This is a genomic window from Streptomyces pratensis, assembly GCF_016804005.1.
GTDB lineage: Bacteria > Actinomycetota > Actinomycetes > Streptomycetales > Streptomycetaceae > Streptomyces > Streptomyces pratensis_A.
Genome location: NZ_CP051486.1, coordinates 3,433,435 through 3,449,884 on the forward strand (window position 1 = coordinate 3,433,435; position 16,450 = coordinate 3,449,884).

Here is a 16,450-nt window from a genome sequence, read left to right on the forward strand (position 1 = left end):
GGGGCGGTGCTGTTTCCGATGGCGAGTGAAGAGAAACTCCTGGATCACCTCAAGTGGATGACCGCTGAGCTTCGGCAGACGAAGCAGCGGCTCCACGAGGTCGAGTCCGAGGGCCAGGAGCCGATCGCCATCGTCGGCATGAGCTGCCGGTTCCCCGGTGACGTCCGCTCGCCCGAGCAGTTGTGGCAGTTGGTGGCCGACGGCTCGGACGCGATCGCCGGCTTCCCGCCGGACCGTGGCTGGGACACGGACGGGCTCTTCCATCCCGATCCGGATCACCCCGGGACGACCTACGCCGACCAGGGCGGCTTCCTGAGCTCCGTCGGCGACTTCGACGCCGAGTTCTTCGGGATCTCGCCGCGTGAGGCGCTGGCGATGGACCCCCAGCAGCGGCTGCTGCTCGAGACAGCCTGGGAGGCGCTGGAACGGGCAGGTATCGACCCGGCTTCGCTGCACGGCAGCCGCACCGGTGTGTTCATCGGGTCCAATGCTCAGGACTACGCCGCCCTGTTGCACAACGACACGGCAGAGCTCGGTGGCTATCTCGCCATCGGAAACGCCGCGAGCGTCATGTCCGGCCGGATCGCCTATTCCCTGGGTTTCCAAGGGCCGGCCGCGACCGTGGACACCGCGTGCTCGTCGTCGCTGGTAGCGCTGCACTGGGCGGCCCAGGCCTTGCGCCGGAACGAGTGCTCCATGGCTCTTGTGGGTGGGGCGTCGGTGATGTCCACCCCGGGGGCCTTCCTGGAGTTCTCCCGGCAGCGTGGTCTGGCGGCCGACGGCCGGTGCAAGGCCTTTGCCGAAGCGGCCGACGGCACCGGCTGGGGCGAAGGCATCGGCATGCTGCTGGTGGAACGGCTGTCGGACGCACGCAGCAACGGACACAGGGTCCTGGCCGTGATCCGGGGCTCGGCGATCAACCAGGACGGGGCGAGTAGCGGTCTCACCGTCCCCCACGGGCCCTCCCAGCAGAGGGTGATCCGCCAGGCGCTGTCCGACGCCGGTCTGTCCCCGGCCGACGTCGACGTGGTGGAGGCCCACGGCACGGGGACCCGGCTCGGCGATCCGATCGAAGCACAGTCCTTGCTGGCGACCTACGGGCAGGACCGACACGAGAACCGGCCGCTGCGGCTGGGATCGCTCAAGTCGAACATCGGTCACACAGCGGGTGCGGCCGGTGTGGCCGGTGTGATCAAGATGGTGATGGCGATGCGGCACGGGGTGCTGCCGCAGACCCTGCACGTGGACGAGCCCTCATCCCACGTGGACTGGTCGGCGGGCGGCGTCGAGCTGCTGACCGAGTCGATTGCCTGGCCCGAGACGGGACAGCCACGACGGGCGGGTGTTTCGTCGTTCGGGATGAGCGGCACCAACGCGCACGTCATCCTCGAGCAGCTTGAGGAAGAGGCTGAGGAGGTACTGCCGGCGACCACCGTGCTCCCGGTCGTTCCGTGGATCCTGTCAGCGAAGTCCGCTTCGGCACTGGCCGACCAAGCCGCTCGCCTGCTGGACTTCCGCCACGGAACGGCGCACAGCGCCGTCGACGTCGGATACTCCCTCGCCGTGGCCAGGACCGCGATGGAGAGCCGGGCGGTGCTCCTCGGCGCGGACCCGGACAGCCTCCTCCGCCAGGTCGAGGCACTCGCCGATGATCCACGGGCCGCCGATGTGGTCACGGCCACGGCGACCGAGGACGGCCCGGTCGCCATGCTGTTCTCGGGTCAGGGTGCGCAGCGGTCGGGTATGGGCCGTGAGCTGTACGAGTCCTATCCGGTGTTCGCGGATGCGTTTGATGCGGTGTGTGCGGAGCTGGACCGGCATCTGGACCGTCCGGTCCGGGATGTGGTGTTCGAGGGTGGTGAGCTGCTGGATCAGACGCAGTTCACGCAGGCTGGGCTGTTCGCGCTCGAAGTTGCGCTGTTCCGCCTGGTCTCTGCATGGGGCGTGAAGCCGGATTACCTTCTGGGTCATTCGATCGGTGAGTTGTCGGCCGCGCACGTCGCTGGGGTGTTGTCGCTGGAGGATGCGGCGAAGCTGGTGGCGGCGCGTGGTCGTCTGATGCAGGCGTTGCCGGCGGGTGGGGCGATGGTCTCGCTTCAGGCCACCGAGGCGGAAGTCCTGCCGCTGCTGACCGAGCACGTGTCCATCGCCGCGCTCAACGGGCCCTCGGCCACGGTGGTTTCCGGTGGCGAGGACGCGGTCCTCGCGATCGCTGGGCACTTCGAGGCGGAGGGTCGTAAGACCAAGCGGCTTCGGGTGAGCCATGCGTTCCACTCGCCTCGTATGGACGCGATGCTGGACGATTTCCGCGCGGTGGCCGAAGGTCTTTCCTTCCACGCGCCTGAGATCGGGATCGTTTCGAACGTCACCGGTCAGGTGGTGTCGGGCGACGAGGTCTGTTCGGCGGACTACTGGGTGCGCCATGTCCGTGACGCGGTCCGTTTCGTGGACGGGATGCGTGCGCTCCAGGACCAGGGCGTGACCGTGTTCCTGGAGTTGGGTCCGGACGGTGTGCTGTCCGCGATGGGCCAGGACTGCGTCGAGGAATCGGCATTCGTCCCGGTTCTCCGCAAGGACCGCGACGAGGCCCGGACACTGGTGACCGCGCTCGCCGAGCTCTACGTACGGGGTTCGGGGGTGGACTGGGCGGCGTACTTCGCCGGTACCGGCGCCCGCCAAACCGACCTGCCCACCTACGCCTTCCAGCGGCAGCGGTACTGGCCCAAGAACACCTGGCCTCAGACCGGGGACGTAGCCGGACTCGGGCTGCGCACCGGCGATCATCCGCTGCTCGCGGCCGCTGTTGGGCTGGCCCACACGGATGAGTTCCTCTTCACGGGGCGTCTGTCGCTGCAGACACAGCCATGGCTCGCCGACCATGCCGTCATGGGTTCGGTGCTGCTGCCAGGAACAGCCTTCGTCGATCTGGCCCTGCATGCGGGTGATCATGTGGGCTGCGAGTTGGTGGACGAGCTGACACTGCAGGCGCCGCTGGTGCTCCATGAGTCGGCAGGCGTCCAGCTGCAGGTCGTTGTCGGCACCCCTGAGGCGGACGGGCGGAGGCCTGTCAGCGTGCACTCCCGTCCCGGGGAGGCAGACGCCGAGGAGAGCGACTGGATCCAACATGCCACCGGACTGCTCGCGCCCGTCGACGCCGCTGTCGAGTCAGCTGCCGAATCATCGGTCCGGGAGTCCCTGCGGGCTTGGCCGCCGCGCGAGGCGACGGAGATCGATGTCGAAGGACTGTACGAGCGACTCGCTGCCCAGGGGTTCGGCTATGGCCCGGCCTTCCGAGGGCTGCAGCGGGCCTGGCGCCGTGGCGAGGAGGTCTTCGCCGAAGTGGCGGTGGCCGACCTCGACGTAGCCGGCTTCGGTGTGCACCCGGCGCTCCTCGACTCCGCTCTCCACTCCCTCGCCGTGGGCGGTCTGCTGGGCGGCGGCGGGCCGGAGGATCCGGCGAGCGGCGAGCGGCGCGGCTGGCTGCCGTTCTCCTGGAACGGTGTGTTCCTCCGCGCCACCGGGTCCACCACGCTGCGGATGCGGATCGCCCCCGCGGGCCGCGACAGCACGATGTCACTGGTCCTGGCCGATGCCGCCGGTCAACTCGTCGCGCACGTGGACGCGTTGGCAATGCGTGAGGTGACCGCTGAGCAGTTCGACGACCGGCACCGTGCCACCGCGGACTCGCTGTTCCAACTGAGCTGGGTCGAGGTCGCCCAGGACGCGTCCTCGGAGCCGGATGGTGAGGCACGGTCCTTGGCCGTGCTGACCGTGCTCGCCGACGGAGCCGGCCCTGGCCCCGACGGTTGTGACGTGTACGCGGACATGACCGCGCTGACCGCAGCCCTCGACGCGGGGGCCGCAGCACCGGAAGTCGTCCTGATCGACACCACCGACAGCGCGGCCGAGGACGCCGACATCCTCGGAGCCGCGCACCGCACAGCGCACCGTACGCTCGGGCTCCTGCAGGAGTGGCTGGCCGATCCGCGCTTCGACGCGTCCCGGCTGGTCGTCGTCACCCGTCGGGCCGTCGACACGGGCGGCGACACGAGCGCCACCACCGACCTGTCCGCCGCCCCGGTGTGGGGCTTGCTGCGGTCGGCGCAGTCGGAGAACCCCCAGCGCTTCGTCCTGCTGGACCTGGACGATGCGGCGCGGCCCGACGTCGGTGTCGTACGACGTGCCGTGGACAGCGGTGAGCCGCAGCTGGCGGTACGCGGGGGAGCGCTCCTCGCCCTCCGCTTCGTACGGCCCGGGCAGGACGGCACACTGCTGCCGCCTGTGGACGGGACGGCCTGGCGGCTCGACAGCATGAGCAAGGGGACGCTCGACGGACTGCGGCTGTTGCCCCACCCGGAAGCGCGCGGCGAACTCGAATCCGGCCAGGTGCGCGTGGCCGTACGCGCAGCGGGGCTCAACTTCCGCGACGTCCTGATTGCTCTCGACATGTATCCGGGACACGCCACGATGGGCATCGAGGGCGCCGGCGTCGTGCTGGAGACCGGCCCCGGCGTGACCGGGATCGTGCCCGGTGACCGGGTCATGGGCCTGCTGAGCGGAGGTTTCGGCCCCACCGCGGTGACCGATCAGCGCATGATCGCGAAGATTCCCGACGGATGGTCGTTCACCGAGGCAGCCTCGGTGCCCATCGTGTTCCTCACCGCCTACTACGGTCTCGTCGACCTCGCCGCACTCCAGCCGGGGGAGTCGGTCCTCGTGCACGCCGCGGCGGGCGGTGTCGGCATGGCGGCCACACAGTTGGCGCGCCACCTCGGCGCCGAGGTGTTCGGGACGGCAGGCCCGGGCAAGTGGGACGCCCTGCGGGGGCTCGGGCTGCACGACGAGCACTTGGCGTCCTCGCGCACGCTGGAGTTCGAGGAGCAGTTCCTCGCCGCCACCGACGGGCGTGGCGTCGACGTCGTGCTGGATTCCCTCGCCGGGCCGTTCGTGGATGCCTCGCTGCGGCTGCTGCCGCGCGGCGGTCGGTTCGTGGAGATGGGCAAGGCGGACGTACGCGATCCCGAAGCGGTCGCACATGCCCACCCGGGGGTCGCCTACCAGGCGTTCGACGTCATACAGGCAGGGCCCGAGCGGATCGGCCGGATGCTGGCCGAGGTCGTCGCGCTGTTCGAGAGCGGGGCACTGCGTCCACTGCCGGTGCGGACCTGGGACGTCCGCCGGGCACCGGAGGCCTTCCGCTTCCTCAGCCAGGCCCGGCACGTGGGAAAGGTCGTGCTCACCGTTCCGCAGCCGCTCGACCGCGACGGAACCGTGCTTCTCACCGGAGGCACCGGATCGCTCGGCGGCGTACTCGCCCGGCACCTGGTCGCCACGCACGGTGCCCGGCACCTCGTCCTGGCAGGCCGGAGCGGGCCTGACGCACCGGGTGCTCAGGAACTCGCCGCCGAACTCACGGAGCTCGGCGCCACAACCGTCACCCTTGCGGCCTGCGACGTCTCCGACGCCGACGCGCTCGCCGGCCTTCTCGCCGCCATCGACCACGAACACCCGCTGACCGCCGTGGTCCACGCCGCGGGTGTACTCGACGACGGCATCATCTCCTCACTCACAGGCGCACGTATCGACGCGGTGCTCAAGCCCAAGGCGGACGCCGCCTGGCATCTGCACCGGCTGACCCGCGATCTGGATCTGGCGGTGTTCGCACTGTTCTCGTCCACCTCCGGCCTGCTGGGGGCGCCCGGCCAGGGGAACTACGCGGCCGCCAACGCCTTCCTCGACTCGCTGGCCCAGGTCAGACGGAGGGAGGGGCTCGCAGCGACCTCCCTCGCCTGGGGGCCCTGGGAACAGGCCGGCGGCATGATCGACCGGCTTCGTGGGACGAGCGCGGGCCGCAGCACCCGAGGAGGACTGACCAGCCTGTCGGCGGAGGAGGGCGTGGCCCTGTTCGACGCCGCCCTCGCCGTCGACGACGCCGTTCTCGTACCGATGAAGCTCGACACGGCCTCCCTGCGCGGCCGGGCGGACGAGCCGTCCCTGTTCAGAGGACTGGGACTCGGCGGGCGCAGGTCCAGCAGGCGCAGCGTGGCTTCGGCGGCCATCGAGGCATTCACGCTGACCGAACGGCTGAGGGGGCTGGACGAGTCCGAGCGTACGCAGACGCTGGTGGAACTCGTCAGCGCTCAGGCGGCCGCTGTTCTCGGACACTCCGACGCGGACGCCGTACGCCCCGGCCGGGCGTTCAAGGAGCTCGGCTTCGACTCCCTCACCGCTGTGGAGCTGCGCAACCGCCTGGGGGCTGCCACGGGCCTACGGCTTCCCGCATCGCTGATCTTCGACTACCCGACTCCGGCCCTGCTGGCCGGCCACCTGCACACGGCGCTGGTCGAGACACCCGGAGCACCCGCGCTCGCTGATTCCGCCGTGCGGGCCGGAGTCGCGGACACCGACGAGCCGATCGCGATCGTGGCCATGAGCTGCCGCTACCCCGGCGGCGTCAATTCGCCCGAGGACCTCTGGGAGCTCGTGGCCACCGGCACCGACGGCATCTCGGGCTTCCCCACCGACCGCGGCTGGCAACTGCCTTCCTCCGACGACGGCTCCGACCTGCCCCACGAGGGCGGGTTCGTCCACGACGCAGGCGGTTTCGACGCCGCGTTCTTCGGGATCTCGCCGCGTGAGGCGCTGGCGATGGACCCGCAGCAGCGACTGCTCCTCGAAGCGGCATGGGAAGCTTTCGAGCGGGCCGGCATCGACCCCTCGTCCGTACGCGGCAGTCGCACCGGCGTCTTCGCCGGAACATCGTCCTCCGGGTACGCCACGTCGCTCGACCGGATCCCCGAGGGTGTCGCCGGACATGTGCTGACCGGTACCGCCGGCAGTGTCGTCTCAGGTCGGGTGTCGTACACCTTCGGCCTGGAGGGGCCCGCGGTGTCGGTCGACACGGCGTGTTCCTCCTCGCTGGTGGCGCTGCACCTCGCCACGCAGGCGCTGCGGGCGGGCGAGTGCTCCATGGCGCTGGCGGGCGGCGTCATGATCATGGCCGACGAAGGGATCTTCGCCGAGTTCGGCGGGCACGGCGGCCTCGCCGGAAACGCCCGATGCAAGGCCTTCTCGGACGACGCGGACGGCACCGCGTGGTCCGAGGGCGCCGGCCTGCTGCTCCTCGAACGACTCTCCGACGCGCGTCGCAACGGCCACCAGGTGCTGGCGGTGGTGCGGGGCAGTGCGGTGAATCAGGACGGTGCGTCGAACGGTCTGACGGCGCCGAACGGTCCTTCGCAGCAGCGGGTGATCCGTCAGGCGCTGGCCAACGCCGGTCTCGAACCGGCGCAGGTGGACGCGGTGGAGGCACACGGCACGGGTACGAAGCTGGGTGACCCGATCGAGGCACAGGCGCTGCTCGCGACGTACGGCCAGGGCCGACCGGACGACCGCCCCCTCCTGCTGGGCTCGCTGAAGTCGAACATCGGTCACGCACAGGCTGCCGCGGGTGTGGCCGGTGTCATCAAGATGGTGATGGCGATGCGGCACGGTGTGCTGCCGCAGACCCTGCACCTGAACGAGCCGTCACCCCAAGTCGACTGGTCGGCGGGGGCCGTTGAGCTCCTGGCCCGGTCGGTGGAGTGGCCGGAGAAGCACGAGCCGCGTCGGGCAGGTGTGTCATCGTTCGGTATCAGCGGTACGAACGCGCACGTCATTCTTGAGCAGGCACCCGTGGAGGACATGCCGGGGACTGCGGCGGACGGGGCGTCACCGCTCAGCAGTGCGGCGCTGCCTTTCATTCTCTCCGGGAAATCACCCGACGCCGTGACGGAGCAGGCGGTCCGACTCGCAGGGCTGCTGGACCGGCAGCCCGAGCCGGCCCTGCAGAACGTGGCGTGGTCGCTGGCCACCGCCCGTACCAGGTTCCCGCATCGTGCTGTGCTGGTCGCAGGCGACGCAGATGCACTCCGGACGGCTCTCGGTGCCCTCGCTGCCGGTCGCTCCGGGCCGGGTGTGGCGCGGGGTGTCGCGCCGGACGTAACGCGTCCGGTACTGGTCTTCCCTGGTCAGGGTTCGCAGTGGGTGGGTATGGCTGCGGGTCTGCTGGAGTCCTCGGATGTGTTCGCGGAGCGGATCCGGGAGTGTGCGGCGGCGTTGTCCGTGCACACGGACTGGTCGTTGCTGGGTGTGTTGCGTGGGGAGCCGGGTGCGCCTGGGTTGGACCGGGTTGATGTGGTGCAGCCGGTGTTGTGGGCGGTGATGGTGTCGCTGGCCGAGGTGTGGCGGGCGGCTGGCGTGGTGCCTGCGGCCGTGATGGGGCATTCCCAGGGCGAGATCGCTGCGGCGTGTGTGGCTGGTGGGCTGTCCCTGGAGGACGGTGCGCGGGTCGTGGCGTTGCGGAGCCGCGCCATTCTGGAGCTGTCGGGCCTGGGCGGCATGCTGGCTGTGGCGGATTCCGCCGATCTGATACGTGAACGGCTGACCCGCTGGGAGGGGCGGCTGTCGGTCGCGGCGGTCAACGGGCCGACCTCTGCCGTGGTCTCCGGTGACGCTGACGCGCTGGACGAATTCCGTGAGGCATGCAGGGCCGACGGTGTGCGCTGTAAGCGCATCGATGTGGACTACGCCTCGCACAGTGCGCATGTGGAACGCATCCACGGCCGGCTGCTGGAAGTGCTCGCGGACGTGTCCCCGCGCTCCTCGCAGGTGCCGTTGTACTCCACCGTGACCGGCGAACTCCTGGACACGGCAGGTATGGACGCCGAGTACTGGTACACCAACCTGCGCCGGACAGTCCTCCTGGAGAAGGCGACCCGGGCACTGCTGAGCTCCGGACACGGTGTCTTCATCGAGGTCAGCCCGCACCCCGTGCTCACCATGGGACTGCAGGAGACATTCGCCGCCACAGGCTCCGATGCCGTGACCCTCGGCACGCTGCGCCGTGACGAGGACGAAGCCCGGCGCTTCACGACATCGCTGGCCGAGGCGCATGCGCACGGGGTCGAGCTGGACTGGAAGGCCCTGTTCGCGGGATCCGGCGCGCAGCGCGTCGACCTGCCGACGTACGCCTTCCAGCACCAGCACTACTGGCTGAAGTCGGCTCCCGGTCAGGGACGCGACATCTCGGCGACCGGGATGCGGCCCGGTGGGCACGAGTTGCTCTCCGGAGCGATCAGGCTGGCCGACTCCGACGGTGTGGTGATGACGGGCAAGCTGTCGGCCGAGACGCACCCCTGGCTCGCCGACCACGTCGTTCTCGGTTCGGTGCTGCTCCCGGGCACGGCCTTCGTCGACCTGGCCCTGCACGCCGCTGACCAGGTCGGATGCGAGCTGCTGGAAGAGCTGACGATCGAGGCTCCGCTGGTCGTCCCTGACTCGGGCGCGGTCGTGCTCCAGGTGACGGCGACCCTGCCGGACGCGACGGGCCGTAGCAACGTGCAGATCTACGCGACGCCCGCCGACGCACCGGAGGACGTGTGGACTCTCCACGCGTCCGGGACGGCGACGCTCGCTCCAGCTCCGACGGACGACGGTCTGGACGAGTGGCCACCGGCCGGGGCCCGGGCGCTCGCCGTCGACACCCTGTACGCATCGCTCACCGAGTCCGGCTACGAGTACGGCCCTCTGTTCCAAGGACTGCGGGCTGCCTGGCAGCAGGGTGACGACGTATACGCGGAGGTGGCCCTTCCGGACGACGCCGCCGCCGAGGGCTTCGGGGTGCACCCCGCACTGCTGGACGCGGCGCTGCACGCCATGCGCTGGTCGGCGACACCTGGCGCCGGGAGTGAGCCGGGATCCGTCGAGCTGCCGTTCGCCTGGAGCGGTGTCGCGCTGAGCGCGGTCGGCGCACGCGCACTGAGGGTCCGGATCCGGCGCGTCCGGTCCGGAGTCTCACTGCTGCTGGCCGACGGAACGGGCCACCCGGTCGCTTCCGTCGACACGCTCGCGCTGCGACCCATCAGGCCGGAGCAGCTGATGCCTGCGGATCACGCGCTCGGTGACGCAATGTTCCGGGTCGAGTGGGCGAAGAAGCCGGTGGGCTCCGCGGGGAACCTTCCAGGAATCGCTCGCCACGCGGACCTGGCTTCCGCGGACGCGGTGCCGGGCGTGGTGGCGGTGTCATTCGCCGATACGGGTTCCGCGAGTGAGGACGCCGCGTCCCGGGCGCATGAACTCGCGCTCAAGACAATGGAGTTCGTCCAGAATTGGCTGGCGGACGAGCGGTTCGCCGAATCCCGGCTGGTGGTGACGACTCGGGGCGCGGTGGCTTGCGACGGCGACTCCGCGCCGGATCCGGCACAGGCTGCCGTCTGGGGTCTGGTGCGAACCGCCCAGACGGAGAACCCGGGGCGGTTCGTACTGATCGACGTCGACGGGACCGATGAGTCCGCTCTGCCGGCCGCGGTCGCTTCGGACGAGCAGCAAATGGCTGTGCGTAGTGGCGAGGTGTTCGTACCGAGGCTGGTGCGGGTGTCGGCCGGTACGGGTGGCGGTGCTCCTGAGGTCGGTGCGGGCACGGTGCTGGTGACGGGTGCCAGTGGTGCGCTGGGTGGTGTGGTGGCGCGTCATCTGGTGGTGGAGCGTGGTGTCCGGGATCTGTTGCTGGTGAGCCGTCGGGGTGCGGATGCTCCGGGTGCGGCCGACTTGGTTGCGGAGCTGGAGGGGTTGGGGGCGCGGGCTCGTTTCGTCGCGTGTGACGTCGCGGACCGTGCGGCGCTGGCTGGGGTTCTGGCGGGTATTGCCCCGGAGTCTGCGTTGTCGGGCGTGGTGCACACCGCGGGTGTTCTGGATGACGGTGTCGTGTCCTCGCTGACGCAGGAGCGGTTGGCTGCGGTGTTGCGGCCGAAGGTCGATGCGGCGTGGCATCTGCATGAGCTGACGCGTGGCATGGATCTGTCGATGTTCACTCTGTTCTCCTCGGCTGCCGGTGTGTTCGGTGGTGCAGGTCAGGCGAACTACGCGGCGGCGAACGCGTTCCTGGACGCTTTGGCGGAGGTCCGGCGGGCGGAGGGGCTGGCGGGGCAGTCGCTGGCGTGGGGGCTGTGGGCCCAGGCGAGCGAGATGACGGGGCAGCTCGGTGAGGATGATCTGCGGCGGATGGCCAGGGGTGGTCTTCTGCCGTTGTCCACGGAACAGGGGCTCAGCCTGTTCGACGCGGCCGGAGCTCTGACCGGAGAGGCCGCGCTGGTGCCGATCCGGGTGGATACGGCTGCTCTGCGGGCGCGTCCGGAGACGACTCCGCCGATGCTCCGGGGATTGGTCCGGGTGCCGAACAGGCGGCATGCCGAAGCGGGGGACGACCGCTCCCAGTCCTTCGCGCGCACCCTCCTCAGGCTGGAGCCGACCGAACAGGAGGCGCACGTCCTCGAGCTGGTACGCAACGAGGTCGCCTCGACCCTGGGCCACAGCTCCGGCGAAGCGATCAAGCCGCGGCACGCCTTCACCGATCTCGGGTTCGACTCGCTGACCGCCGTGGACCTGCGCAACCGGCTGAACGCCGTCATGGGCCTGCGACTGCCGGCGACGCTGGTCTTCGACTACCCGACCCCTGCGGCGCTGGCCGGCTTCATCAGGGCGGAGACCCTCGGCACGCACAGCGAGCCGATCTCGACAGCCGGGACGGCCGGCACCACGGCGGACGACCCGATCGCGATCATCGGCATGAGCTGCCGCTATCCCGGCGGAGTGTCCGGGCCGAAGGACCTGTGGCGGCTGCTCTCCACCGCAGGCGACGCGGTGACGGGCATCCCCACCGACCGGGGCTGGAACGTGGAAGAGCTGTTCGACCCCGACCCGGACAAGCCCGGGACGTCGTACACCAGCGAGGGCGGATTCCTGCACGACGCCACACATTTCGATGCGGAGTTCTTCGGGATCTCGCCGCGCGAGGCGGTGGCGATGGACCCTCAGCAGCGATTGCTCCTGGAGTCCTCCTGGGAAGCCGTGGAGTCGGCGGACATCGATCCCGCCTCTCTGCGTGGCAGCGATACAGGCGTATTCGCCGGGCTGATGTACCACGACTTCGCGGCCTATGCCGCCGCGTCCGCCGAAAGCCTGGAAGGGCACCTCACCACCGGCACCGCAGGCAGTGTGGCGTCGGGTCGGGTGTCGTACACGTTGGGTCTTGAGGGTCCGGCGGTGACGGTGGACACGGCGTGTTCGTCGTCGTTGGTGGCGTTGCACTGGGCGATTCAGGCGTTGCGGTCGGGTGAGTGCTCGATGGCGCTGGCCGGCGGTGTCACGGTGATGGCCACGCCTGGGACGTTCGTGGAGTTCTCCCGGCAACGAGCTCTCGCGGTGGACGGCCGCTGCAAGTCCTTCGCCGCCGGGGCCGACGGCACGGGCTGGGGCGAGGGCGTGGGGATGCTCCTGGTGGAGCGTCTGTCGGATGCGCGGCGCAATGGGCATGAGGTCCTGGCTGTGGTGCGGGGCAGTGCGGTGAATCAGGACGGTGCGTCGAACGGTCTGACGGCGCCGAACGGTCCTTCGCAGCAGCGGGTGATCCGTCAGGCGCTGGCCAACGCCGGTCTCGAACCGGCGCAGGTGGACGCGGTGGAGGCGCACGGTACGGGTACGAAGCTGGGTGACCCGATCGAGGCGCAGGCGCTGCTGGCGACGTACGGGCAGGGACGCGCGGAGGAGCGTCCGTTGTGGCTCGGGTCGATCAAGTCGAACATCGGGCACACCCAGGCTGCCGCGGGTGTGGCCGGGATCATCAAGATGGTTCTGGCCATGCGGCACGGTGTGCTGCCGCAGACGCTGCACGTGGACGAACCCACGCCTCAGGTGGACTGGTCGGCGGGTGCTGTCGAGCTGCTGACCGAGTCGACGCCCTGGCCGGAGACGGGCGAACCACGTCGAGCGGCTGTCTCGTCGTTCGGTATCAGCGGTACCAACGCGCACGTCATCCTCGAGCAGGCGCCGGACGGCGACGCCGCAGCCGCAGTCGAGTCCGGGCCCCCGGCCGGCACCGTGCTGCCGTTCGTGCTCTCCGGGAAGTCGGAGGGCGCGCTGCGGGGCCAGGCCGCGCGTCTCACGGAATCATTGGCAGGCGCAACGGAGTTGTCGGTGGGCGACCTCGCACACGCACTGGCGTCGAGCCGTTCCCGGTTCGATCACCGTGCTGTGGTGACGGCTTCCGGGAGTGAGGAGTTGCTGGCCGGTCTCGCCGCCCTCGCTGCCGGTCGTTCCGGGCCGGGTGTGGTGCGGGGTGTCGCCGATGGTGCGGTGGCTCCGGTGTTCGTGTTCCCCGGTCAGGGTTCGCAGTGGGCGGGTATGGCTGCGGGTCTGCTGGAGTCCTCGGATGTGTTCGCGGCGCGGTTGGCGGAGTGCGGTGCGGCGTTGGAGCCGTTCACCGACTGGTCGTTGCTGGGTGTGTTGCGTGGGGAGCCGGGTGCGCCTGGGTTGGACCGGGTTGATGTGGTGCAGCCGGTGTTGTGGGCGGTGATGGTGTCGTTGGCCGAGGTGTGGCGGGCGGCTGGTGTGGTGCCTGCGGCGGTGATGGGGCATTCGCAGGGTGAGATCGCTGCGGTGTGTGTGGCTGGTGGGCTGTCCCTGGAGGACGGTGCGCGGGTCGTGGCGTTGCGGAGCCGGGCGATCCTGGAGCTGTCGGGCCTGGGCGGCATGATGTCTGTCGCGGAGCCGGCCGGTCAGGTGGGCGAGCGGCTTGCCCGGTGGGCGGGGCGTCTCTCCGTCGCGGCGGTGAACGGCCCGTCCTCGGTGGTGGTCTCCGGCGACGGTGACGCGCTTGAGGAGCTGTTGCTGGAGTGCAAGGCCGACGGTGTGCGGGCCAAGCGCATCGATGTGGATTACGCGTCGCACAGTGCGCATGTGGAGCGTATCCATGGCCGGCTGCTGGAGGTGCTGGCGGATCTGTCCCCGAGTTCCTCGCAGGTGCCGTTGTACTCGACGGTGACTGGGGAACTTCTGGACACGGCGGGTATGGACGCCGAGTACTGGTACACCAATCTGCGCCGGACGGTTCTCCTGGAGGACACGACCCGGGTTCTGCTGGATGCCGGGCACAGTGTGTTCGTCGAGGTCAGCCCGCACCCGGTGCTGGCCGTGGGGCTGGAGGAGACGTTCGAGGCCGCCGGCAGTGACGCGGTGGCGCTCGGGACGCTGCGCCGTGACGAGGACGAAGCCCGCCGCTTCACGACCTCCCTGGCAGAAGCACACGTGCACGGGGTCGAGCTGGACTGGAAGGCCCTGTTCGCCGGTCGTGCGCCTGCCCATGTCGACCTGCCCACCTACGCCTTCCAGCGCCGGCACTACTGGCCCGAAGTCCTGGCCGCTCCCACTGCGGGCACCGTGGACCCGGTCGACGCCCAGTTCTGGGAGGCCGTCGAGGGCGAGGATCTGGACGCCCTGATGCGCACCCTGGGCGGGACGCAGAGTGAGGTTGCCCTGCAGACGGTTCTGCCTGCGCTCGCGTCCTGGCGGCGTGACCGCCGCAACGGGGCCACCATCGACCGCTGGCGCTACCGCATCGACTGGACGCCGCTGGGCGAGGCGAATGTCTCCAGGCTCTCCGGACGATGGATCGTGCTGATACCGGAGGCGCTGCGCGACGATACGACGGTCTGCGCCTGTGACGCGGCCCTGGCGGGGCACGGTGCACGCGTGACGGCCCTCGTGGTGCCGCCGGGCGAATCCGACCGGGACACACTGGCCGCACATCTCCGCCGACTCGTCGACGCGAGCGACGACGAAGTTGCCGGCGTGCTGTCGTTCCTCGGGGCGGACGAGAGCCCTGATCGCGTACACCCTGCGGTTCCCGCCGCCGTTACATCGACGCTGGCCCTGGTGCAGGCTCTCGACGCCGTGGAACTTCAGGCCCCCCTGTGGTGCGCCACCATGGGAGCCGTGCAGGTCAGCGCGACCACCGACCGTACCGTGAGCGTCGCCCAGGCGCAGGTATGGGGGATGGGAAGGGTCGTCGGTCTGGAGCGGCCCGGTAACTGGGGCGGCCTCATCGACCTGCCGGCCGACGGCGTCGACACGCGCATCACCGACGGCCTGTGCGGCATCCTCTCCGACCCGGCCGGAGAAGATCAGATGGCTCTGCGCCAGGCCGGCGCCTTCGGCCGCCGACTGGTGCGGGCACCCCTTGGCGGAGCCGGCTCCAGCACCCCGTGGAAGACCGAAGGCACCGTGCTCATCACCGGCGGCACAGGTGCCCTGGGCGGGCATGTGGCCAGGTGGCTGGCCGGGCGAGGCGCTGAGCGGCTCGTCCTGACCAGCCGCCGGGGGATCGCCGCGCCAGGCGCGGAAGAACTGGAGGCGGAGCTCACGGCTCTGGGCGCCAAGGTCTCAGTGGTCGCCTGCGACGTCGCCGACCGGTCCCAAGTGGCCGAGCTCGTCGGGCGACTGAGCAAGGAAGGCAGCCCTGTCCGCAGCGTCATCCACACCGCCGGGGTCAGCGACAGCGTCGCCCTCGCGGACACGGAGCCGGCCGCGTTCGCCGACGTCCTGTCCGGCAAGACGGCGGGCGCCGCCCACCTGGACGAACTGCTCGGCGGAACGGTGGACGCGTTCGTCATGTTCTCGTCCATCGCCGGGGTATGGGGCAGCGCGCGTCAGGCCGCGTACGCGACCGCGAACGCGGCACTCGACGCGCTGGCCCACCGTCGCCGCGCCCAGGGCTGGGCTGCCACTTCCGTGGCATGGGGTCAGTGGGCCGACAGCGGAATGGCAGCCGGTGACACAGGCGAGCAGCTGACACGACTGGGACTGGCCCCGATGGATCCGGGCCTGGCGGTTGCCGCCCTGCAACAGGCGATCGAGCACGACGAACCACCGATCGTCACGGTGGACGTGGACTGGCCACGGTTCGCCACCGCGTTCACGACCCTGCGGCAGAGCCCGCTCATCGCCGGCCTGCCCGAAGTGAGGGCCGCGCTCGAGAAGACCGAGGAAACCGCGGAGGCCGAGGCCGTCGGCACGGCCGACGAGCTGACCCGGCGTATGAGGGAGCTGTCGGGGCCGGAGCAGGACCACATGCTGCTGGAGCTCGTACAGGAGCGAGCGGCCACCGTGCTGCGGCTGGACACACCGAACGCGGTACGCCCCGACCGGGCCTTCCGCAATCTCGGGTTCGACTCGCTGACGGCCGTCGAGCTGCGTAACCGGCTCGCGGAGGCGACAGGCCTGCGGCTGCCGGCCGCGCTGGTCTTCGACCACCCGACGCCCTCCGCCCTCATCGCCTACCTGCGGAGCAAGCTGCTTCCGGAGACCGGCCGGGCGGGCAGTGAGGACACCGTCGCGTACGGCGACGTGGACGAGGCCGTGGTGCGCAGTGCACTGGCCACCGTGCCCCTGGACCGGCTGAGGGCAGCCGGACTGCTGGACACCTTGATGACGCTCGCGGATGAACACGACGGAGCACATGCCTCCTCGACCGCGGGTGACGACAACGACTCGATCGACGAGATGGACGCCGAGAGCCTGATTCAGATGGCTCTGGGCAACGGCGATTCCTGATGATGCGCGAAGTGTGGAGTTCATG

The 16,450-nt window shown here is 70.2% G+C and carries 1 protein-coding gene; it reads left to right on the plus strand.

The genetic code is table 11. The features are described 5' to 3' along the window. Window positions 1-18 precede the first annotated feature (18 nt). Window positions 19-16,425 (plus strand): type I polyketide synthase, encoded by a 16,407-nt coding sequence (locus tag HED23_RS35080; RefSeq protein WP_238441948.1) that lies wholly within the window; start codon window positions 19-21, stop codon window positions 16,423-16,425. The last annotated feature ends 25 nt before the right edge of the window (window positions 16,426-16,450 follow it).